This is a genomic window from Streptomyces sp. NPDC020489 (genome assembly GCF_044386545.1).
GTDB lineage: Bacteria > Actinomycetota > Actinomycetes > Streptomycetales > Streptomycetaceae > Streptomyces.
Map to the genome: position 1 here is coordinate 731,362 of NZ_JBIRUZ010000002.1, position 20,998 is coordinate 752,359.

The following is a 20,998-nucleotide window of genomic DNA, read 5'->3' on the forward strand; positions in this document are numbered from 1 at the left end:
CGAGATCAACTCGCCTTGACCGTATGGCATTTCAGACAGTCGGCACAGAAGCGAACAGAGGGTTGTCGGATTCGACGCGAAGTGTCGATCAACCGTGCGAGAAGAGTCGATGACGGTGTGTACTGTGCTGCGAGCGCCGTGCCACCGGGCCGCGGACTCAGCCCTGCCCGCCTTCCCCCTGGAAACCGATTCGATGATCGAATTACCGGATGTGGCCGCCGGCGCTCTCGCCGCCGGCACACTGTCCGCGCTCGCCCTCGGCGGCGGGCTGCTGCGCACACGGCGTCAACTGGCCCGGCAGCGCACGGAGACGACCGCCCTGCGCTCCCGGCTCGACGCCACCCTCCTGGCATTGACGGCCGAGGTCGAGCACCTGAGCGCCCAGCGCCTGCCCGCCGCCGCCCGGCAACTCGCCCATCCCCATGTGGTGGTGCCGGGCCCGCTCCAGCCGTACACCGCGGGAACTCCCCTCGGGATCGCGCTGGAGGGCGTACTGCTGGGCGTGCGCGCCGAACTCGCCGCGCAGCGCACCCGCATCGACGCGGCCGCCCAGGCCGGGATGCGCGGCGCCACCCGGGAGATCCAGGCGGCCCTGTACCGCCTCCAGGACGCGCTGCGGCAGCTGCAACAGCGCTACGACGACCCGGAGTTGACCGAGACCCTTTTCCAACTGGACCACGAGAACGAGCAGTCGCTGCGCCGGGCGCAGGTCGCCGCGGTGGTCTGCGGGGCCTGGGTGGGGCTCGCCCGCCAGGAATCGCACCTGGTGGAGGCGGTGACGGGCGGCCAGTCACGGCTCGCGGGGTACCACCGGGTGAAGGTGCACAACCACCTGGAGGCGGGCACCGCGCTGGTGTCGCACGCCGTCGAGCCGGTCGCCATCATCGCGGCCGAACTCCTGGACAACGCGCTGCGTCACTCCGCGCCCGACACCGACGTCGTGGTCAACCTGGAGCACGTCCACCACGGCGTCTGCGTCACCGTCGACGACGCGGGCGTCGGCATGACCCAGGACGAACGGGCGCGCGCACAGCGGATGGTGGCCGGCTCCGAGCCGATCCTGCTCACCGACCTCGGTGATCCGCCGCGCATGGGCCTGGCCGCGATCGGCCGGCTGACCCGCCAGTTCGACCTCGGCGTGGACCTCTCCTCACCGTCCCCGTACGGGGGCGTACGGGCGGTGCTGCGGGTGGAGAGCCATCTGCTCAGCCGGATCGACCCCGTCGAGCGGCCCCCTGCCGTCAGCGCCCCGCGCTCCACCCGCAAGCCCGCGCCGGACACGACCCACGGCTACGGCACCGAGGACGACGCCGCCCTCCTCGGGCACCACGACGAACTGCCGCAGCGCCGCCGCCGTACCCGGAGCACAGCCGCCGCGCAGACACCCGCGGCCGGGACGCCGGTACGCAGTCCCGAGGACGCCGCCGCCGCGCTGGGCGCCCTCCAGTCCGGCACCGCCGCGGCCCGCGCGGACAGCACCGCGTCCGACGTATCAGCGAACGAGACCCACGACGAAGGGGGAGCGGCCCGATGACCAGCCGCGAGGCAGGCGACACGGCCTGGGTGCTGGAACCGATCCTGGAGGTGCCGCAAGTCGTGGCCGCCGTCCTGCTCACCCGGGACGGACTCGTCACGGGGTACACGGACGCGCTCCAGCAGGCCTCGGCCGAACGGGTCGCCGCGATCACCAGCACCGTGCAGGGCGCGTGCCGCACCGCCGCGGCCGCGTTCGCCGACCAGGACCGCGCCGAGGTGCGGCAGGTCGTCATCGAGTCGGACCACGGGTACGTCCTCATCGTGCCTACGGCCCACGGCACTTGCGTGGCCGCGTACGGCACCGGCGACGTGCGACTGGACCTGCTCGCTCACCGCGTCCACTCCCAGGTGGCCCGCCTCGGCGAGAAGGCCATGGCCGCCGCACCCCGAGGGGGCGACGACGGCACTCCGGCATGACCGGCCGCCCCCTGGTCCCGGCATACCTGTCGACCGGCGGCGTCGCCCGGCCCAGCCGGCCGTCCCTGGAGCGGCTGTCGGTCCTCACCGGCAGCGGCACGCCTGCACCTCCCGACCTGCCCGCCGCCGAACTGGCCCTCCTGGACGCCCTGGAGGAGGGCTCGCTGACGGTGGTGGAGGCCGCCGCCCTGCTGCGGCTGCCGGTCTCCGCCGTCCGGGTCCTGGCCGGTGCCCTCCTGGACCGGGCGCTGGTGGTGGCCCGCGCCCCGGTACCGCCCGCCGAACGGTTCGACCCCGACCTGCTGAAGAGAGTGGCCGATGGCCTCCGCGCCCTCAAGCACGACTAGCAGCGCCCCCAGCCGCGTCCATCTGCCCGACACGGCCCGCGATCTGGTGAAGATCCTGGTCGCCGGCCCGTTCGGGGTCGGCAAGACGACCCTGATCGACTCGGTGTCCGAGATCGTGCCGCTGCACACCGAGGAACGCCTCACCGAGGCCTCGACACAGGTGGACGACCTGGAGGGGGTGCGGGACAAGTCGACGACCACCGTCGCCATCGACTTCGGGCGGATCAGCCTGGCGGGCGGGGTGGTGCTGTACCTGTTCGGCACACCCGGGCAGGAACGGTTCCGGTCCCTGTGGGACGACATCGCCTACGGGGCGCTGGGCGCCCTCGTCCTGGTGGACTCCCGCCGGATCGACGCCTCCTTCGACGTGCTCGGCCTGGTGGAGGAGACGGGGCTGCCGTACGCGGTGGCCTTCAACGCCTTTCCCGACGCGCCGGGCCACCACACCGACGAACAACTGCGGGCCGCCCTCGACCTGGAGCCCGCCACACCAATGGTGACCTGCGACGCACGGGACGCCGACTCCTCCATCGACGCGCTCCTCACGCTCGTCCAGCACCTCATCGACCGCCACCCCTCGGAGAGCCGGTGACCACCTATCCCCCTGCCCGGCAGGACTTCTCCCGCTCCGCGCCGGTACGGCTGTGGGAGGACGGCTTCGCCGCCGACCCGTACCGCTACTACGCCGACCTGCGGTCCCAGGGGCCGGTCGGCTGGGCCGAGTTGGCGCCGGGCGTGCCGGCCTACGTCGTCACCGACCGCCGGGCGGCGCTGGACCTGCTGCACGACACGGAGACGTTCTCGCACGACCCACGGCCCTGGGAGTCGACGGTCGCCGACGACTCCCCCGTGCTGGGCATGATGCGCTGGCGGCCCAACACCCTGTTCGCGGACGGCGCCGCCCATGTCTGCTATCGCGACTCGCTGATCGACACCTTCGACCTGGTCGAGCCGCACGATCTGCGGGAACGGGTGCACCGCGCGGTGCATCTGCTGGTCGGCCGGATCGGGCCGCGCGGCGAGGCGGACCTGGTGGCCGAGTTCGCCCGGCCGCTGATGGCACTGGTCTTCAACAGCCTCTTCGGTCTGCCCGACAGCCAGAGCGACCGGCTCAACGAGGCGCTCGGCAAGATGATGGAAGGCGGCGCCCAGGCGGCCGCGGGCGAGGCGGAGTTCGGCGGTTACGTCGTGGAGCTGATCGCGGCCAAGGCCGAGCGGCGCGGCGACGACCTGCCGAGCCGGCTCCTGGACCACCCGGCGGGCCTCACCCCCGAGGAGGTCACCTGGCAGGTGTTCCTCACCCTCGGCGCGGGCCACGAGCCGACCGCCAACCTGGTGTCCAACGCGCTCTCCCGCATCCTGGGCAACCCGGCCTACTACTCCACCCTCACCAGCGGTGCCCGCCCGGTGATGGACGCGGTGGTCGAAGTGCTGCACCACGAGACCCCGTTGGCGAACTACGGCATCCACTACGCGCGCCGGCCGGTCACCTTCCACGGGGCGTGGATCAGGGCGGCGGTGCCGGTGGTGATCTCCTACGGGGCGCTCGCGCTCGCCCAGAGCCCGAACGGCACGGAGGGCGCGCCCGTCGCCGAGCAGCAGCCGGTCACCGGCCGCCATCCCAAGGACGCCTCGCATCTGTCCTGGTCGGCAGGCCCGCACGCCTGCCCGGTCAAGCAGCACACGCTGCTCATCGCGACCGAGGCGATCGAACGCCTCACCCAGTGGCTGCCCGACCTCGCGCCCGTCCTGCCCCGTGAGCGACTGACCTGGCGGCCCGGCCCGTTCCACCGTTCGCTGACCGCCCTGCCCGTCCGGTTCAGCCCCCGCTCCCCCGACCAGCCAGGAGTCATGTCGTGACCGTCACCGACCGCATCGCCCTCGACCCGTTCGGCGCCGACATCGCCGCCGAGTGCGCCCGGTTGCGCGCTCTCGGTCCGATCGTCCCCGTCGACCTGCCCGGCGGCATCCCCGCCTGGGCGCCCACGGGCTACGACACGCTCAAGGAGCTCATCCTCGACCCCCGGGTCAGCAGGGACCCCCGGCTGCACTGGCGGCTCTGGCCCGAACTGGCCGAACACCCCTCCTGGGGCTGGGTGCTGGGCTGGATCGGCGTGGTCAACATGCTCTCCACCTACGGCGCCGACCACACCCGGCTGCGCAAACTGGTGGCACCGAGCTTCACCCACCGGCGCACCGAGGCGATGCGGCACCGGGTCGAAGCGATCACGGCGGAGCTGCTCGACGCGGTGGCGGCGGAGGAGGCCGAGGTCGTCGATCTGCGGGCCGCCCTCGCGCACCCGCTGCCCATGCGGATCATCTGCGAACTCTTCGGTGTCCCGGCAGAGTTGGTGCCCGACACCGCACGTCTGATAGCGGCCATCATGGACACCTCCGACCCCTCGCCGGAGCACGCCGCCTCGGTGCAGCGGCAGATCGGCACGGTGCTGCCCGCACTGATCGCGCACCGCACCGAGCACCCCGGCGACGACCTGACCACCGAGCTGATCAGGGTCCGCGACGAGGACGGCGACCGGCTCAGCGACGAGGAGCTGCTCTACACGCTGCTGCTGGTCATCGGCGCCGGCTTCGAGACGACCGTCAACCTCATCGGCAACGCGGCCGTCGCCCTGCTGCGGCACCCCGAGCAGCTGGCCGCCGTGCGCGCCGGGGAGATCGGCTGGGACGCCGTGATCGACGAGACGCTGCGGGTCGAGCCGTCCATCGCCGCGCTGCCGTTGCGGTTCGCCGTCGAGGACATCGAGGTCGGCGGCGTCACCATCCCGGCGGGCGACGCCATCATCACCACGTATGCCGCGGCCGGGCTCGATCCCGCTCACTACGGTGCGCACGCGCACGCCTTCGACGCCTCGCGCGGCGCGGACGACCATCTGGCGTTCGGGATCGGCGTGCACCGGTGCATCGGCGCCCCGCTGGCCCGGGCGGAGGCGCTCACGGCGCTGCCCGCCCTCTTCGAGCGCTTCCCCGACCTGCGGCTCGCCGTCCCCGCGGAGGAACTGCGGCAGGTTCCGTCGTTCATCGCGTTCGGCTGGCAGGAGGTGCCGGTGCGGCCGCGCGGCTGACAGCACGGAAAGGGGGCGCGACCGGTCCCCCGTTCCGGTCGTGCCCCCGTGACCCGTCGAACTTACGTGAACAACAGTGCGGTTGTGAACCGCGTTCATGCCCGTTGTGCGGTTCCGAGGGCTCACCTGTGCACAAGTGAGTCCGAATGGCGCGTTTTCTACGCGGTCAGCGAGGGCGGTCGCAGCTCGCCCGTCGCCAGATGGGCCAGGACGACCTCGTAGAGATCGCTGCCCCCGGCCAGCAGCTGGCGTTCGAGGACCGGCTCCGCACTGCGCACGTGCTCACGCACCGTCTGCGCGTGGACGCCGAGGGTCTGCGCGGCCCGTTCGGCGTTCCCCCCGGCCACGATCCAGGTGCGCAGGGTGCGGCGCAGGTCGCGGGCGTCCGGGTCGAGACGCCCGAGCAGGTCCAGGGCCCAGGTGCGCAGCGCGGGCCCGGTGAGCAGAGTGCCCAGCGGGACCGGCTCCGGCTCCGTCCCACCGGGTCCCTGTTCCATGCCGACCTGGGTGTTCAGTGCCAGATGGACCAGGGCCCGGACGGTGAGGTCGGAGAAGTCCGTGCCCAGCAGGTGCTCCACGCGCTCCATCCGGGCCCGCACGGTGTTGCGGCTGACGCCCATCACCTTGGCCGCGTTGACGGCCGTGAACTCCAGTCCGAGCCGGGTGGTGGCGAGGAGTTCGCCGTGGGTGTGGTGGGCCAGGGCGTCCAGCGGGCGCAGCAGACCGGCGCTCCAGCGGTGCAGCAGCGCCGGGTCCATGAGGCGTTCGGGGTGGGTGCGCTCGGCGTAGACCGCGGCGTTGTCGGGCCGGAAGTGCGCGACGGCGAGGGCACTGACGGCTTGTCCGTAGGCGGTGGCGGTCCGGGCCAGGCTCTGCCGGGAGCTGCCTCCGACGAAGGTGCCGGAGCGTCCTTCGGTCACGGCCCGCAGCTCCCGAGCGACGCTCTCGTCGGGGACCACGACGATGACGTGCTGGTCCACCGCGGGGCAGCGCACGACCAGGGCCTGTTCCTCGGTGGCCGTCACCAGCTCCTCGGCCAGCCGGTCGCGCTCCTCGGCGGTGCCCTCCACGACGTAGACGCACGCGGAGTCCGTGTCGAGCAGCCCGGGCCACAGGCCCGCGGCGACCCGGCGCGCCGAGACGATGTCCTGCACCATCAGCAGTTGCAGTATCGCCAGCCGCAGGTCGGCGGTGGCCCGTTCCAGGCGGCGCCCGGCGGCGGTCCTCTCGTCCGCTGCGAGCAGGAGTTCGACGACCTGGGCGGTGTGCGTCACCATCTGGGCGGACCGCCGGTCGAAGGGCGCCTCGCGGCACACGGCCAGGACGCAGGCCGCGGCGGAGTGCGGTTGCTCCACCCTGACCAGGCGCTGGTGGCGGCCCTCGCCCTCCCAGGCGGCGGAGGCGATCCGGCCGGTGGTGATGTCGGCGACCAGGTTCTCGTCGAGCGCGATCCGGGTTCCGGCGAGGAGGGCACCGCCGGCGTCGTGGAGGGCGGCCGTGCCGTGCACACCGGCCGCGAGCCAGGCGACGACCCGGCGGACGTCCCGTCCGGTGGGCCGCAGGTGGTCCAGCAGCTCCCGCGCCCACGCCGCGCCGACGTCCTTCACCCGGTCGTCCCCTCCGCCCGTCACGGCACCCTTCTCCTCGTTCGTCGTCTCGACCTCGGCACAACGGTCCGGGACGTTACCCCACCCCCGCGTCGGGTCCCCCCGCGCGGGACGGTGGAACGCGGCCCGGTGCGAACGGGGCCTGCGTGGCGACGGCCCCGGGACGGCATAAGCTCGACGGATGGCGAAGTACTTCGACGTGCACCCCGACAACCCCCAGCCGCGCACCATCTCGCAGGTCGCCGACAGTGTCCGCGCGGGAGCCCTCATCGCGTATCCGACGGACTCCTGCTACGCCCTCGGCTGCCGGCTGGGCAGCCGTGACGGCATCGACCGGATCCGGACGATCCGCAAGCTGGACGACCGGCACCACTTCACCCTCGTCTGCCAGGACTTCGCGCAGCTCGGCCAGTTCGTACGGGTCGACAACGACGTGTTCCGCGCGATCAAGGCGTCGACGCCGGGCAGTTACACCTTCATCCTCCCCGCGACGAGGGAGGTGCCGCGCATGCTCCAGCACCCCAAGAAGAAGACGGTGGGTGTGCGCATCCCCGACCACGTCGTCACCCAGGCGCTGCTCGCCGAGCTCGGGGAGCCGCTGCTGTCCAGCACCCTCCTCCTGCCCGACGAGGAGGAGCCGATGACCCAGGGCTGGGAGATCAAGGACGTCCTCGACCATGTGCTGGACGCGGTCGTCGACTCCGGCGAGTGCGGCACCGAGCCGACGACGGTCATCGACTTCTCCAACGGCGAGGCGGAGGTCGTCCGGCACGGGGCGGGCGACACCTCACGCTTCGAGTAGGACCGGCGCCCGCGGGGTCGCGGGGGTGTCGCGAGCCAGGTGGATGGTGCATGAAACCATATGCGCGGCCCGCGCTCCCCGGGCCGGCGAACGATCGCCGTCTACCGCACAGAGAGGCACCCCCATGACCTCCGCACAGGGCACGGCCGTGGACATCCCCACCGAGGACGGCGTCGCCGACGCCTACCTCGCCCACCCCGGTGACGGGCTCCCCCGCCCGGGCGTCCTCCTCTACCAGGACGCCTTCGGGCTGCGCCCGCATCTGAGGTCGATGGCCGACCGGCTCGCCGGGGCCGGTTACACCGTCCTGGTGCCCAACCTCTTCTACCGCCACGGACGCGCGCCGGTCTTCGAGCTGCCCGAGTTCATCGACACCGACACCCGGCCCGACCTGTGGGACGCGATCGTCCCGGTCATGCAGTCGCTCACCCCCGAACTCGCGATGCGTGACGCGGGGGCCTGTCTCGCCTGGCTGGCCGGGAGCCCGCTCGTGACCGACGGACCGGTGGGACTGACGGGTTACTGCATGGGCGCCCGGCTCTCCCTGCTCACCGCGGGCACGTACCCGGACCGGGTCGCCGCCGCGGCCGGCTTCCACGGCGGGCGCCTGGCGACCGACGCCCCGGACAGTCCGCACCGGGTGGCCGAACACGTCACCGCCGAGCTGTACTTCGGCCACGCCGACGAGGACCCCTCGCTGCCCCCCGAGCAGATCCGGCTCCTGGAGGACACCCTGACCGAGGCGGGCGTACGGCACCGCTGCGAGGTCTACCCGGGCGCGCACCACGGCTTCACCCAGGCCGACACCGCCGCGTACCACCGCGAGGGCGACGAGCGGCACTGGGCGGCGCTGCTGGATCTGCTGAAGCGGACGTTCTGACGCGGACGTTCTGAAGCGCGTTTTGTGAACCACCGGGCGGCGCCCGCGGAACTCCGTGGGCGCCGCCCTCAGTTCTGCGCACAGCATTGACATGCCCCCGTCGTGGCGCAACCCTGAGAGCGCTCTCAGAACTGGTACGGACCAATCTTCCCCCTACTCCCCAGCTCCCCTACTCCCCAACTCCCTGCTTCCCCCCACGGAGGTGGAGCGTGCTCGCACGACTCAAACGCCAACTCCTGGCCGCCGCCGGGGCGTCGGCCCTGCTCGGCGCACTGCTCACACTCGCGACGCCGTCTCCCGCGAGCGGCGCGGTGCCCGCCACGATCCCCCTGAAGCTGACCAACAACTCCGGCCGCGCGGACGCGGTCTACGTCTACAACCTCGGCACCAATCTCGCCACCGGCCAGCAGGGCTGGGCCGACGCCAGCGGCACCTTCCACGCCTGGCCCGCGGGCGGCAACCCGCCCACCCCGGCCCCGGACGCCTCCATCCCCGGCCCGGCCGCGGGCCAGTCCACGACGATCCGGATCCCGAAGTTCTCCAGCCGCATCTACTTCTCGTACGGCCAGAAGCTGGTGTTCCGGCTGACGACCGGCGGCCTGGTGCAGCCCGCCGTGCAGAACCCGAGCGACCCGAACCGCAACATCCTGTTCAACTGGTCGGAGTACACGCTCAACGACTCGGGCCTGTGGCTCAACAGCACCCAGGTCGACATGTTCTCGGCCCCCTACGCGGTGGGCGTCCAGCGTGCCGACGGCAGTGTCGCCAACACCGGACACCTCAAGTCCGGTGGCTACAACGCCGTGTTCAACGGTCTGCGCGGACAGTCGGGCGGCTGGGGCGGCCTGATCCAGACCCGACCGGACGGCACGGTGCTGCGCGCCCTGTCCCCGGCGTACGGGCTGGAGACCGGGGCGCTGCCGGCCTCCGTCCTGGACGACTACATCAACCGCGTCTGGCAGAAGTACGCCACGACCACGCTCACCGTGACGCCGTTCGCCGACCAGCCCGGCACCAGGTACTACGGCCGGGTCTCCGGCGGGGTCATGAACTTCACCAACTCCTCCGGCGCGACCGTCACCAGCTTCCAGAAGCCGGACGCGAGCAGCGTCTTCGGCTGCCACCGGCTCCTCGACGCCCCCAACGACCTGGTGCGCGGCCCGATCTCCCGCACCCTGTGCGCGGGCTTCAACCGTTCCACGCTCCTGACCAACCCCAACCAGCCGGACACGTCGTCGGCGGGCTTCTACAAGGACGCGGTGACCAACCACTACGCCCGGCTCATCCACGCACAGATGGCCGACGGCAAGGCGTACGCGTTCGCGTTCGACGACGTCGGGCACCACGAGTCGCTGGTGCACGACGGGAATCCGCAGCAGGCGTATCTCACGCTCGACCCGTTCAGCTGACCGCGCCCTTCGCCCCGCACCTCGGACGCCCGCTCGCATCGATCACGGCGCCCAGGGCGCGGGGCCTGTGGCGTGCGGGGCTTTAGGGTGCGGGGCATGAGCTCGCAGACGTACCTCTCCGCACTGTTCTCCCTCGACGGCCGGGTCGCGCTGGTGACCGGTGGCAGCTCCGGCATCGGACGGGCGATCGCCGGAGCGCTGGCCCGCGCGGGGGCGAGCGTCGTGGTCGTCGCCCGCAGGGAGGCCGAACTGGCCGCGACCGTGGACGAGTTGACCGCGGAGGGCGGCCGGGCCGCCTGGGTGAGCGGCGATCTGAGCACCCGCGCGGGGGTGCGCGCGGCGGCGGAGCGGGCGGTGGAGGCGTTCGGTGAGCCCGACATCCTCGTGAACTGCGCCGGGATCAATCTGCGGCCGCCGATGGGGGAACTGGGCGAGGACGTCTGGGACACCACCATGGCGGTGAACCTGGAGGCGCCGTTCCTGCTGGGTCAGCGGTTCGGGCCCGGCATGGCCGAGCGGGGCTTCGGGCGGATCATCCACGTCACCTCCCAGCAGGCACACCGGGCGTTCGTCCAGAGCGGCGCCTACGGCGTGTCCAAGGGCGCGCTGGAGTCGCTGGCCCGCTCGCAGGCCGAGGCCTGGTCGCCGTACGGCGTCACCTGCAACACGCTCGTGCCGGGTTTCGTGCTGACACCGCTCAACGCGCGCCTGGCCTCCGACCCCGAGAAGGTGGCGGAGCTGGCCGCGCGCACGATGGTCGGGCGCAACGGTCTGGCCGAGGACTTCGCGGGTGCGGCGGTGTTCCTGGCGAGTGGCGCGTCCGCGTACGTCACCGGGCAGTCGCTGTTCGTCGACGGCGGGCTGTCGGTGCACTGAGTCCGCGCGGGGCGCCCCTCGGGCGCGGAGTACCCGTCCGGCGGGTGCGGTTGGGCCTGCGGCCGGCAACGGGATCGTGCGGGGTCACGTTGCGGCTGCGGCGCCGTGGGGGCTGGTCGCGCAGTTCCCCGCGCCCCTTGGGCGCGGAGCGCCCGTCCGGCGGGTGCGGCTAGGTCTGCGGCCGGCCGCGGGGTCGTGTTTCGGCTGCGGCGCCGTCGTGGCTGGTCGCGCAGTTCCCCGCGCCCCTTGGGGCGTTGTCGTGCCCGGCGTTCAGGGGCGCCGTCCGCCGGTTTGCTGCTATCCGGTTCTTCGGCTGTGCAGGTCACACGAACGGCGGTGAGGCTATCGCGTCCGTCGCAAGGTGGCCGACAGATGGTGTGGGAGGGGCTGGCCGACCGCCGCGAGGTCGTGGACGAAAGTGAGTGTGTCGTCGTCGGTCAGGGTGTAGCGGCGGCGGGTGGCGGTGACGTCCTTGGCGGTGGGGGTGAGGGCCACGTCGTGGGTGGACAGCTCTACGGCGCCGTCCGCCGCATGCCCGACCGCGATCTCCGCGATGCCGGTCGGCTGGGTGATCAGCGCCTCCACCCGGCCGTCCGGCTGAAGTCGCCACCAGCCGCTCTCCCGCGCGGCGGGCCGCAACGGCACGCCCTCGGCGTCGATCAGCCAGGCCCGGGCCTCGTACCGGAGGAAGGGCCGCCCGTCATGACGGAAGCTGACGTCCTGCGCGTACGTGAAGCCTTCGGCAAGCGTCGGATACTCGCCCTGCCCCCGCCCGTGCCACGCGCCCAGCAGCCAAGCGACGGGCCCGAGCAGCGCGTGCGGAACAGGACCTTCGCCGGGCTCCGGACCATCGGGGTACGGGACTTCCATGCGCGCTCCTCGGGTCGTCGGGGTACCGGGAGCGAGCCTAGGGGGCACGCCCCGCGGCGCCGCGGACCGCACGCCGAAACCCGGGTGCGTCCTTACCCGCCGTGCCGTCGCCGGCCCCTTGGCGAGTCCTCAAGTGGTTTATGGCTGAATCTTTTCGATTCGGGACGAAAGTGAAGCCATGACGGTTCAGAGTTAGCTGGTTACCGCCGGTAGGCGCTTGCTTTACCCGGTCATTACCCGTAGACCTGCTCCATCAGCAGCCGTGACTCTGGGGGGAGTTGGCTTATGGACGGCACCGTTGACGGGTTCCGCTACGGCGCCGTGACGCCGGTGGCGGCCTATCTCATGGCCTGCCTGGGAGGGGCGCTGGGGCTGCGCTGCATCGTCCGGTCCCTGCTCAACGACCAGTCGTGGAAGCCCGGTTGGCTGGCGCTCGGCGCCGCGTCCATCGGCTGCGGCATCTGGACCATGCACTTCATCGCCATGATCGGCTTCCAGGTCGAGGAGACCCGGATCCGCTACGACGCGGGCCTCACGCTCCTCAGCCTCGCCGTGGCGGTCGTCGTGGTCGGCGTCGGCGTCTTCATCGTCGGCTACCGTGGCGCCACCACCGGCAACCTGGCCCTGGCCGGCGTCGTCACCGGACTCGGCGTGGCCGCCATGCACTACCTGGGCATGTACGCGATGCGCCTCAACGGCGCCATCCGCTATGACCCGTTCACCGTCGCCCTGTCCATCCTGATCGCGATCGTCGCCGCCACCGCGGCCCTGTGGGCGGCCGTCACCATCCGCGGCTTCCTGGCGAGCCTCGGCGCCAGTCTGGTCATGGGCGTGGCCGTCTCCGGCATGCACTACACGGGGATGGCCGCCGTCAGTGTCCATGTGCACGGCACCACCGGAGGCACCTGGGCCGGCGACTCGGCCTCCTCGCTGCTCCTGCCTATGCTGCTGGGGCCGATCATCTTCCTGGTCCTGGCCGGTGTGGTCGTGATGTTCGACCCGCTGCTCGTGCTCGGCGAAAGCGACGGCGACGGCCACGAGAACCGCACCGCCTCGCGCCGCCGCACCGCCCCCGTCGAGGAGTCGCCCGCACCGCGCCACAGCTCGGTCTTCGACGCCTCCGCGACACCTGCGCACGCCCGGCAGCACCCCGGCGACTGGTGACCGGACCCGACCGTCGACGACCCTGCGCCCAGGCCACGTACACGAGTTGCGGCCCCCTCCCCCCGTACCACCTCCACCAGCGCGTTGTTACGGTGCACCGGTGTCTGACTCCTCACGCGATACCCCCGAGGGCGCCGGCTGGGGCGCCGCAGAACGCGGCGCGTACCGGCGGTTGATGCCGTCCACGGTCCACAAGCTCTCCTGGCTCGCCCCCAGGACCCTGTGGGCCGCCCGCAACGGCGTACTCGCCTCCTGGTTCGGGGACCCCACGGGTCGGACCCGCGCCCGCTGGGTGGCGCAGCGAGCGGCGGCCGGCGCACCCGCCGACAAGGTGATCCGGCGGGACGACCCGGACCGCTTCTCCTTCATGGTGATCGGTGACACCGGCGAGGGCGACGCACCCCAGTACGCCGTCGTGCCGGGCTTTCTGAAGGTTGGTCAGGACACCCGCTTCGCGGTCCTCGCCAGCGACGTGATCTACCCGGTCGGCAGCGCCGACGACTACGACACCAAGTTCTTCCGCCCCTACCAGGACTACCGGGCGCCCATCTACGCGATACCGGGCAACCACGACTGGTACGAGGACCTCGGCGCCTTCATGCGCGTCTTCTGCGACGACACCCCGCCACTGCCTCCCGAGCCGCGACCCCGCCCGCTCGGCCGGGCCTGGCTGCGCTCCCTGCTGTGGCACCGGCCGAGCCCGCGTGACGGCCAACGCCTCGACGCGGCACGGCGGTTGCGTTCCGCCCCGGACCAACAGGCCGCCCAACCCGGCCCGTACTGGGCCATCGACGCCGGACCGGTGCGGATCATAGGCATCGACACCGGCCTCCTGGGGACGGTCGACGCCGAACAGGGCGCGTGGCTGCGCGAGGTGTCACAGGGACCGCGACCGAAGATCCTCATCACCGGATCGCCCCTGTACGTCGACGGCGAGCACCACCCCTGTCCCATCGAGGGCGGCGGCACCGTCGACGACATCGTCCGCGCCCCCGAGCACCACTACGTCGCGGCGATAGGCGGCGACATCCACAACTACCAGCGCTATCCGGTCGACGTGGACGGCCGCACCATCCACTACGTCGTCTCGGGCGGCGGCGGGGCCTTCATGCACGCCACCCACACCATCCCGCGCGTCTCGGTCGCAAACGTCACGGAGCGGGACTTCCGCTGCTACCCGCTGCGCGGCGACTCCCTCGCCTTCTACAGCACGCTCTACGGGCGCCGGCTGCGGCTGCGTCGTTTCTTCACCCTCACCGAGGCGCAGGCCGCGGCGGTCATCGCCGAGCGCCTCGGCATCCCACGGACCCGCACCCCGGGCGCGCCGGCACGCGTCACGTTCCGCACGCGTGTGGTCGCCAGTCTCCTGGGCGCCGGCGGCCGACCCGACCGCACCTCACGGTTCCGGCTCCCGGTGCGCAAGATCTACACGCAGCTCTTCTCTCCGAGCTCGGCCACGTACAGCCCGCCGTTCTTCAAGTGCTTCCTGCGCCTGGACGTCACCCCGGAGTCGATCCGGCTGCGCTGTCACGCGGCCACCGGCAACCGCGCGCAGGAGCTGGACCCGCCGGTCGAGGACGAGGTCACGATCCCCCTGGTCTGAGACGGCGTCCCGTTCGCGGCGGCCCGGGAACACCACGGACCGCGATCGGGTTGCCACTGCCGTACGACGTCGATCGGTGCTCACCTGGAGGAGCCGGTGCCCCCCACCCCTCGCCCGTTGCGCAAGCTGGGTTTCCTCACCATCGGCCTCTTCGACGAGGCGGACCCGGGCCGCGGACACGAGTCCACCCTGGAGATCATCGAGCTGGGCGAACGGCTCGGCTTCGACAGCGCCTGGCTGCGCCACCGGCACCTGCAGTACGGCATCTCCTCCCCGGTCGCGGTCATGGCCGCGGCCTCCCAGCGCACCAGCCGCATCGAGCTCGGCACCGCGGTCATCCCGCTCGGCTGGGAGAACCCGCTGCGCCTGGCCGAGGACCTGGCGACGGTGGACATCCTCTCGGGCGGCCGGGTCAACGCGGGCGTGAGCGTGGGCCCGCCGATGCACTACGACCAGGTCAAGGGCGCGCTGTACCCGGACACCGCCGACGCCGAGGACTTCTCCTACGAGCGGGTGCGGCGGCTGCTCGACCTCGTGCGCGGCAAGCCGGCCACGGACTTCAGCGGCGTCGAGGGCTTCGAGGTGTTCTCGGACCGGGTGCAGCCCCACTCCCCCGGCCTGGGCGGGCGGATGTGGTACGGCGGCGGCAGCCTGAGCTCGGCGCGCTGGGCGGGCGAGCACGGCATGAACTTCCTGACCAGCAGTGTCGTCAAGGCCGAGAACCCGGACGTGACCACCGACTTCGCCGAGATCCAGCTCTCCCACATCCGCGCCTTCCGCGCCGCCCACCCCGAGGGCGAGGCCGCCCGCGTCTCCCAGGGCCTCGTCGTCATCCCCACCGACTCGGCCACCCCCGCACAGCGGGCCCGGTACGAGGAGTACGCCGCCCAGCGCACCCCTCGTACCGCGTCCCCGCAGGGGCCGGCCCGGCTGATGTTCGCCCCCGACCTCGTCGGCACCTCGGCGGAGATCGCCGAGCGGCTGCACGCACACGCCGCGTTCCGCGAGGTGGACGAGGTGGCCTTCGCGCTGCCGTTCACCTTCGAGCACGAGGACTACGTGCAGATCCTGACCGACATGGCGACGAAGCTGGGCCCGGCCCTGGGCCGGCAGCCGTCCGCCTGAGGAACGGGCGGCGGGTGCGGCACCGCCGGTCACCGAGTCGCGGGCGCAGGGGCGGGTCGGCCCCGCCTCACCAGCGTCCCACCTCCGTGCCGACCACGGGCTCCGACGGCCTGCCGTCCACACCGACCGGGACGTCGCCGGTGAGCATGACCCGGTGCATGGTCCGGGGGAAGTCGAGGTGGGCGTTGTCGCTCGGGGCCAGGTGGATGGTGGCGCGGTTGTCCCAGAAGGCGACGCTGCCGGGCTCCCAGCGGAAGCGGACCGTGTACTCGGGCCGCACCGCCTGCTCCAAAAGCATGTCCAGGATCGCCGTGCTCTCGGGGCGGGAGAGGCCGGCGATCTGCTCGACGTAGTAGCCGTTGACGTAGAGGATCCGCTCACCCGTCTCCGGGTGGACGCGTACCAGCGGGTGCAGCGAGGCGACCTGGTGGTCCAGCAGGTGCCGGACGTAGGCGTCGTCGCCGGGGCGGGGCTGGTAGCCGACCCCGAGCCGGTGCTCCGCCCGCAGTCCTGCCACGAACTCCCGCACCGGCGCGGAGAGTCCGGCGTACGCGGCGGCCAGGTTGGACCAGGTGGTGTCGCCGCCGTACGGCGGGACGGTCTCGGCTCGCAGGATCGTGGCGGCCGGCGGGTCGACGCGGGCGCCGTGGTCGCAGTGCCAGCCGCGCAGCAGGGTGTGCCGGCGGCGCCGGAGCCACTCGTCGTGCTCCATCCCGAACCTGCCGCCCAGCTCCAGCCGGTCGGCGGTCGTCTCCACCTCGGGGAAGTCCGGCGGCGAGGCGCCGCCCCGCTTGCGCAGCACCACCGGGGTGCCGAACCGGCGCGCGAACGCCACGTGCCCGGCGTGGTCCAGCCGCTGCTCCCGGAAGAACACCACCTTCCAGCGCAGCACCGCCGACCGGATCGCGGCGACCACGGCGTCGTCGAGCTCCCCAGCCAGGTCGACGCCCGTGATCTCCGCCCCGATGTGCCCGGCGACAGGTCTCACCTCGATCCCCGGGAGGTGCTCCGCCTGCGCCGTACCCGTGTGCGTGCTCATCCGTGCTCCGTTGGTCGTCCGCCGTTCTCCACGAAGATCGTGACAGCGATCCCGGCTCCTGGCGACAGCGCCACCGGGGCGGCCTCCACCAGAGCCGCGGCAGAGCGACCGCGCTCGCACGACCGACCACCCCGACTCCCCTGCCGTCGGGGCGGGTTCCGCGGTCACATGGTGAACTCCCGTAGCACGACGTCCCGGAACACCGCCCTGCCGTCGATCGTGAACAGCGCCAGCCCGGTGTCGGCCAGGTACGGGAACGCGGCCAGGGAGTGCACGTAACGGCCGTCGTCCACGAACGTCTCCACCGACGTACGGTCGACCAGGATCCGCAGCCGGACCCGGCGCGCGGCCGGGTCGAAGGGCGTGTGGCTCTCCTGCCATCGGCCCGAGCCGTCCGGGTTCGCGGCGCCGCGCCGGTTGACGAAGGCGAAGTCGCGGTAGACGCCGGCGTCGATGTGCCGGTTCCCGTCCGCCGAGCGGCGCACCTGCACACCGGCCCCGGTGAGTTGCTCCCAGGTGATCGTGCAGGTCAGTTCGTAGGCGGTGCCGTGGTAGTCCAGGACGCGGGTGCCGTCGACCTCCAGGTCGCCGAGGTCGACGGTGCGGGAGACGTGGTCGTCCAGGGCGGTGACCGGCCGGGAGGCAAGGTACAGCGTTCCGGAGGCGGCCCGCTGCAGGACGATCTCGCGGACGACGGAGTCGGTGCCGTTGAAGCCGTCGCCGTCGATCGTCGGCGTGAAGTGGGCGTAGTCCCAGTTGTTCAGCCAGCCGATCGCGTACCGGGTGCCGGGGTCGACGGAGCCGTCGGCACGGTGCTTGTCGAAGGTGACGGCGCCGTACCAGTCGAAGCCGTGGTCCAGCCACTGCGGGTCGGCGGTGTCGGCGGTGAAGGAGGCGCCGTCGAAGGAGCCGGTCCAGTAGGCGTAGGTGTTGGGCAGGCCGGCTCCCTTGCCGTTCGCGCTCACGCCCAGCACCCAGGTCCGCGTGCCGTCGGTCGCCGTGATGCGGAACAGGTCCGGGCACTCCAGGGTCCCGATCCCCTCTTTGAAGAAGCCGCCGGCGTAGGTCCAGCGCTTGAGGTCCGTGGAGTGGTAGAAGCCGACCTTGGTGCCTTCGGCGAGGGCCATGACCCACCGGTCGCGCTCCTCGTCGCGGATCACCTTGGGGTCACGGAAGTCGCGCACACCGGGGTTGGGCAGCACCGGTTCGGTGCCGTGGTCGCGGAAGGTGCGGCCGCCGTCGGTGGAGTAGTACAGGTACTGCGCCTGGGAGGTGGGGCCGTCGCCGGGCGCCATGGTCGCGAGCACCACGACCGCGCCCGCGCCGAAGCCCGCCGTGCCCTCGGTGTCCACCACCGCGCAGCCCGACCAGACATCGCCGTTGGGGGTGGTGTCCTTCGGGACGGCGACCCCTCGGTCGGTGAAGGAGACCAGGTCGGTGCTGGTGGCCAGGCGCCAGGCCGTGCCCACGGCTCCGGTGAGGTAGTCCGCGTTGTACAGGTAGTAGTAGTGGTACTCGCCGTCTATCCAGACCGGCCGCTGCGGGTCGTTCTTCCAGCCGTCGGGGACGGTGAGGTGGTACCCGGCGCGGTAGCTCGCGCCCGCCCGCGCCGGACGCCCCGGCCGTGCCGAGGCCGGTCCCGCCGGCACCGCCACGGCCGCTGTCCCGACGGCAGCCCCGGCCAGCAACGCTCTTCTGGTCACCCCGTGCGTCACGCGACGCCCCTCTCGTGAGTACTGCGGCTCATGGGTCCAGGATCGTGGGACCTAACTCGTTAAAGGTCAAGGGGTGCACGACTCTTGACACGGACATCCCGCGTTTCCCATCATCTGGGGCGTCAAGGCTGGACTAACACGAGTTAGGCGCTTGGATGACCCACTCGCACCTCACCCGCCGCACCCTGCTGCGGTACGGCGCCTACGGCGCGGGCGCAGCCGCCCTCGCCGGCACCGCCGCCAGCTGGGAACGGCTCACCGGAGCCGACATCCCCGGCCGAGACGACGGCTCGCTCGTCGTCGCCACGCTCGGCCCCGCCTACGGCCCGGAGGCCGTACGCACCCTCACCGAGGGCTTCAAGGAGCTCCACCCCGACATCAAGCTGCGGATCAACGCCGTACAGGCCGTCGACTGGTCCGACTTCTTCGCGAAGATCCTCACCCAGATCGCGGCGGGCACGGCCCCCGACCTGGTGTACGTCGCCACCGAGGGCGTCCAGTTGTTCGCGCAGCGCCTCGGGGTCCCGCTGGACCACTGGGTGAAGCGGGACGCCGAGGAGCTGCGCGAGTACTTCGCCGACGTCCATCCCTCGCTGGTGGAGTCGATGATGTACGAGGGGAGCCTCTACCAGCTGCCGGTCGAGTTCAACGCGGCCGACATGTACCTCAACGACCAGGTCCTCGAGCGGGCGGGCGCGGGCTTCCCGGCGGCCGACTGGACCCGGGACGACTTCACCGCCCTCCTGCGGGACATGAAGAGGTCCAGCGGCTCGCAGTTCACGCCGTACTTCTGGACCAACCGCCTCTGGGGCGGCGTGGTGCCGTGGCTGTTCGCCAACGACACCAACCTCCTCGCCGAGTCCAAGGCGCCCGGCGGCAGGTGGCTGTGGGACTCCTTCTACCCGGCCGCCCAGCGGCAGGGGCGCGGCGGCGGGTTCCGGTGGACCACCCCGCAGGCCACCCATGAGCGGGTGGAGGAGGCGTACGACTATCTCGCCTCCCTCATCCAGGAGGACCTGTGCACCCGCCCCGAGGGCGGCAACGGCCAGAACCTGATCGGCGTGTTCTCCACCGGCCGGGTCGGCGTCACACCCGCCGGCGGCTTCTGGGCCGGCGGTCTGCATCTGGCCGGCATGGACACCGACAGTTTCGACGTGCAGTACTTCCCGCGCTGGCGCACCCAGCGCATGCAGTTCGGCGCCGCGGGCTACGCGCTGCTGCGTACCTCCACACGGCAGGACGAGGCCTGGGAGTTCATCAAGTACGCCGCCCGCCGGGACACCCTGATGCGGCTGTTCCGGACCAACCAGACCACCCCGGCCCGCCGTTCGATGCTCACCGCCGACCGCTACCGGGAGATCGGCCCGCGCCACTGGCGGGTCTTCTACGACACCCTCGACGCGTTCCCCGACACCGGGCCGATCCCCGCCCCGCCGCAGGTGGCCGAGGTCGAGCAGGTGCTGCTCAAGCACACCGGCACCGCGCTGTCGTCCCGGCGCGCGGTGGCCCCCGCGCTGCGGCGGATGCAGGTCGACCTGGAGAAGGCCATGGAGCGTGAGGTATGACGGACACTCAGATCCCGGCACTCGCGAAGACGTTCGCGCCGCCCTCGGTCCCCGCGCGGCCTGCGGCCCGTGACCGCGGAACCCGGCTGCTGGCCGCCCTCTTCCTGGCACCCACGATCGTCGGCATCGTCGTCTTCACGGTGGTGCCGATCGTCGGCTCGGTGGTGCTGAGCCTCTTCCACTGGAACGTCATCGACGACCCGAGCTTCGCCGGGGCCGCCAACTACCGTGAGGTGTTCGGGGATTCGACCGTGCTGGTCTCCTTCCGCAACACGCTGCTGTTCATGGTGCTCGCCGTCGCGCTCCAACTGCTGATCGCCCTGGTGCTGGCCCTCGCGGTCAACGGGCGGATGCCGGTGTGGCTGCGGTCGGTGTTCCGCTCGGCGTTCTTCTTCCCGCTGGTGCTGTCCGCCGCGTCCATCTCGGTGGTGATGAAGTACCTGTTCAACCAGGACTTCGGGGTGGTGAACTGGCTGCTCGGCACGGTCGGGATCGCCCCCGTGCCGTGGCTGACCTCCGAGAACGCCGCGATGGCGACGGTCGTCCTGGTCTACGTCTGGCAGCAGTTCGGCTTCTCGTTCCTGCTGTTCGTCGGCGGTCTGAACAACATCCCCAAGGAGATCCACGAGGCCTCCTCGCTCGACGGCGCCACCGGTCTGCGCAAGCACCTGAACATCACCCTGCCGCTGTTGTCACCGACCCTGCTGGTCGCCTCGGTCGTCGGGATCATCAACGCGCTCCAGGTCTTCGAGCAGCCCTACGTCCTCACCAACGGCGGGCCGGGGGACGCCACCCGGACCGTGGTGATGGTGATCTACGAGAGCGCCTTCGAGCAGCTCCGCTTCGGTGAGGCCTCCGCGGTGGGCGTGCTGCTGTTCGTGCTGATCATGGCCGTCACCGCCCTCCAGTTCCGGCTCAGCCGGCGTTTCGTCCACTACCAGTGAGCCGGGTGAGCCCCCT

General features: G+C 71.9%; 19 protein-coding genes. 15 read left to right on the top strand and 4 right to left on the bottom strand.

All coding sequences use genetic code 11. The features are described from left to right. The first annotated feature begins 193 nt into the window (after positions 1-193). Genes ACH41F_RS07000 through ACH41F_RS07025 form a run of 6 tightly spaced genes read left to right on the top strand, consistent with a single transcriptional unit; the run spans position 194 to position 5,383 of the window. Positions 194-1,534 carry an ATP-binding protein gene (locus ACH41F_RS07000; RefSeq protein WP_398833583.1) on the top strand — a complete coding sequence of 447 codons (1,341 nt, stop codon included), beginning with the start codon at positions 194-196 and terminating at the stop codon, positions 1,532-1,534. Then, positions 1,531-1,953 carry a roadblock/LC7 domain-containing protein gene (locus tag ACH41F_RS07005; protein WP_391231940.1) on the top strand — a complete coding sequence of 141 codons (423 nt, stop codon included), beginning with the start codon at positions 1,531-1,533 and terminating at the stop codon, positions 1,951-1,953. The genes ACH41F_RS07000 and ACH41F_RS07005 overlap by 4 nt, the downstream gene beginning before the upstream one ends. Beyond that, positions 1,950-2,300 carry a DUF742 domain-containing protein gene (locus ACH41F_RS07010; RefSeq protein ID WP_391231939.1) on the top strand — a complete coding sequence of 117 codons (351 nt, stop codon included), beginning with the start codon at positions 1,950-1,952 and terminating at the stop codon, positions 2,298-2,300. Before ACH41F_RS07005 ends, ACH41F_RS07010 begins: the two co-directional genes overlap by 4 nt. Then, positions 2,272-2,892 (top strand): ATP/GTP-binding protein, encoded by a 621-nt coding sequence (locus ACH41F_RS07015; protein ID WP_391231938.1) that lies wholly within the window; start codon positions 2,272-2,274, stop codon positions 2,890-2,892. The genes ACH41F_RS07010 and ACH41F_RS07015 overlap by 29 nt, the downstream gene beginning before the upstream one ends. Further along, the gene (locus tag ACH41F_RS07020) at positions 2,889-4,160 is read left to right on the top strand and encodes a cytochrome P450 (protein ID WP_398833586.1); all 1,272 of its coding nucleotides are present in this window, start codon (positions 2,889-2,891) and stop codon (positions 4,158-4,160) included. The genes ACH41F_RS07015 and ACH41F_RS07020 overlap by 4 nt, the downstream gene beginning before the upstream one ends. Continuing rightward, positions 4,157-5,383 carry a cytochrome P450 gene (locus ACH41F_RS07025; protein ID WP_398833589.1) on the top strand — a complete coding sequence of 409 codons (1,227 nt, stop codon included), beginning with the start codon at positions 4,157-4,159 and terminating at the stop codon, positions 5,381-5,383. Before ACH41F_RS07020 ends, ACH41F_RS07025 begins: the two co-directional genes overlap by 4 nt. A gap of 158 nt (positions 5,384-5,541) precedes the next feature. Here the strand turns inward: ACH41F_RS07025 and ACH41F_RS07030 are convergent, their stop codons facing one another. Then, on the bottom strand, positions 5,542-7,014 hold the full coding sequence (locus ACH41F_RS07030) for a helix-turn-helix domain-containing protein (RefSeq protein WP_391231935.1): 1,473 nt from the start codon (positions 7,012-7,014) through the stop codon (positions 5,542-5,544). Between the two features lie 157 nt (positions 7,015-7,171). Between ACH41F_RS07030 and ACH41F_RS07035 the strand changes: the two genes are divergently transcribed. The 4 genes from ACH41F_RS07035 (at position 7,172) to ACH41F_RS07050 (ending at position 10,957) form a co-directional block, all read left to right on the top strand. Continuing rightward, the gene (locus tag ACH41F_RS07035) at positions 7,172-7,792 is read left to right on the top strand and encodes an L-threonylcarbamoyladenylate synthase (protein WP_391231934.1); all 621 of its coding nucleotides are present in this window, start codon (positions 7,172-7,174) and stop codon (positions 7,790-7,792) included. 124 nt (positions 7,793-7,916) lie between these two features. Then, a complete protein-coding gene (locus tag ACH41F_RS07040) occupies positions 7,917-8,672 on the top strand; it encodes a dienelactone hydrolase family protein (protein ID WP_398833591.1) in 756 nt (251 codons plus the stop codon). A 209-nt stretch (positions 8,673-8,881) separates the two neighbouring features. Beyond that, positions 8,882-10,081, top strand: a complete 1,200-nt coding sequence (locus ACH41F_RS07045) for a glycoside hydrolase family 64 protein (protein ID WP_398833593.1) — start codon at positions 8,882-8,884, stop codon at positions 10,079-10,081. Positions 10,082-10,177: 96 nt separating this feature from the next. Further along, complete coding sequence (locus ACH41F_RS07050) at positions 10,178-10,957, top strand: SDR family oxidoreductase (RefSeq protein WP_391231931.1); 780 nt, start codon at positions 10,178-10,180, stop codon at positions 10,955-10,957. A 342-nt stretch (positions 10,958-11,299) separates the two neighbouring features. On the opposite strand, the gene ACH41F_RS07055 is transcribed toward ACH41F_RS07050, so the two are convergent. Next, positions 11,300-11,827, bottom strand: coding sequence for an FABP family protein (locus ACH41F_RS07055; protein ID WP_398833596.1), 528 nt, complete (start codon positions 11,825-11,827; stop codon positions 11,300-11,302). A gap of 285 nt (positions 11,828-12,112) precedes the next feature. On the opposite strand from ACH41F_RS07055, the gene ACH41F_RS07060 reads away from it, so the two are divergent. The 3 genes from ACH41F_RS07060 (at position 12,113) to ACH41F_RS07070 (ending at position 15,719) form a co-directional block, all read left to right on the top strand. After that, positions 12,113-12,991 carry an MHYT domain-containing protein gene (locus ACH41F_RS07060; protein WP_391231928.1) on the top strand — a complete coding sequence of 293 codons (879 nt, stop codon included), beginning with the start codon at positions 12,113-12,115 and terminating at the stop codon, positions 12,989-12,991. 100 nt (positions 12,992-13,091) lie between these two features. Then, entirely contained in the window at positions 13,092-14,594 is a 1,503-nt protein-coding gene (locus ACH41F_RS07065; RefSeq protein ID WP_398833598.1) for a metallophosphoesterase family protein, read from the top strand. Positions 14,595-14,690: 96 nt separating this feature from the next. Next, a complete protein-coding gene (locus ACH41F_RS07070; protein ID WP_391231926.1) occupies positions 14,691-15,719 on the top strand; it encodes an LLM class flavin-dependent oxidoreductase in 1,029 nt (342 codons plus the stop codon). Positions 15,720-15,786: 67 nt separating this feature from the next. Here ACH41F_RS07070 and ACH41F_RS07075 read toward each other — a convergent pair whose 3' ends face one another. Together ACH41F_RS07075 and ACH41F_RS07080 are read right to left on the bottom strand one after the other, a co-directional pair. Beyond that, complete coding sequence (locus ACH41F_RS07075) at positions 15,787-16,758, bottom strand: TauD/TfdA dioxygenase family protein (protein WP_398833600.1); 972 nt, start codon at positions 16,756-16,758, stop codon at positions 15,787-15,789. A 164-nt stretch (positions 16,759-16,922) separates the two neighbouring features. After that, a complete protein-coding gene (locus tag ACH41F_RS07080) occupies positions 16,923-18,413 on the bottom strand; it encodes a GH32 C-terminal domain-containing protein (RefSeq protein WP_391232342.1) in 1,491 nt (496 codons plus the stop codon). 215 nt (positions 18,414-18,628) lie between these two features. Between ACH41F_RS07080 and ACH41F_RS07085 the strand changes: the two genes are divergently transcribed. After that, positions 18,629-20,038, top strand: coding sequence for an extracellular solute-binding protein (locus ACH41F_RS07085; RefSeq protein WP_398833602.1), 1,410 nt, complete (start codon positions 18,629-18,631; stop codon positions 20,036-20,038). Continuing rightward, positions 20,035-20,982, top strand: coding sequence for an ABC transporter permease subunit (locus ACH41F_RS07090; protein WP_391231922.1), 948 nt, complete (start codon positions 20,035-20,037; stop codon positions 20,980-20,982). Before ACH41F_RS07085 ends, ACH41F_RS07090 begins: the two co-directional genes overlap by 4 nt. Positions 20,983-20,998 lie beyond the last annotated feature (16 nt).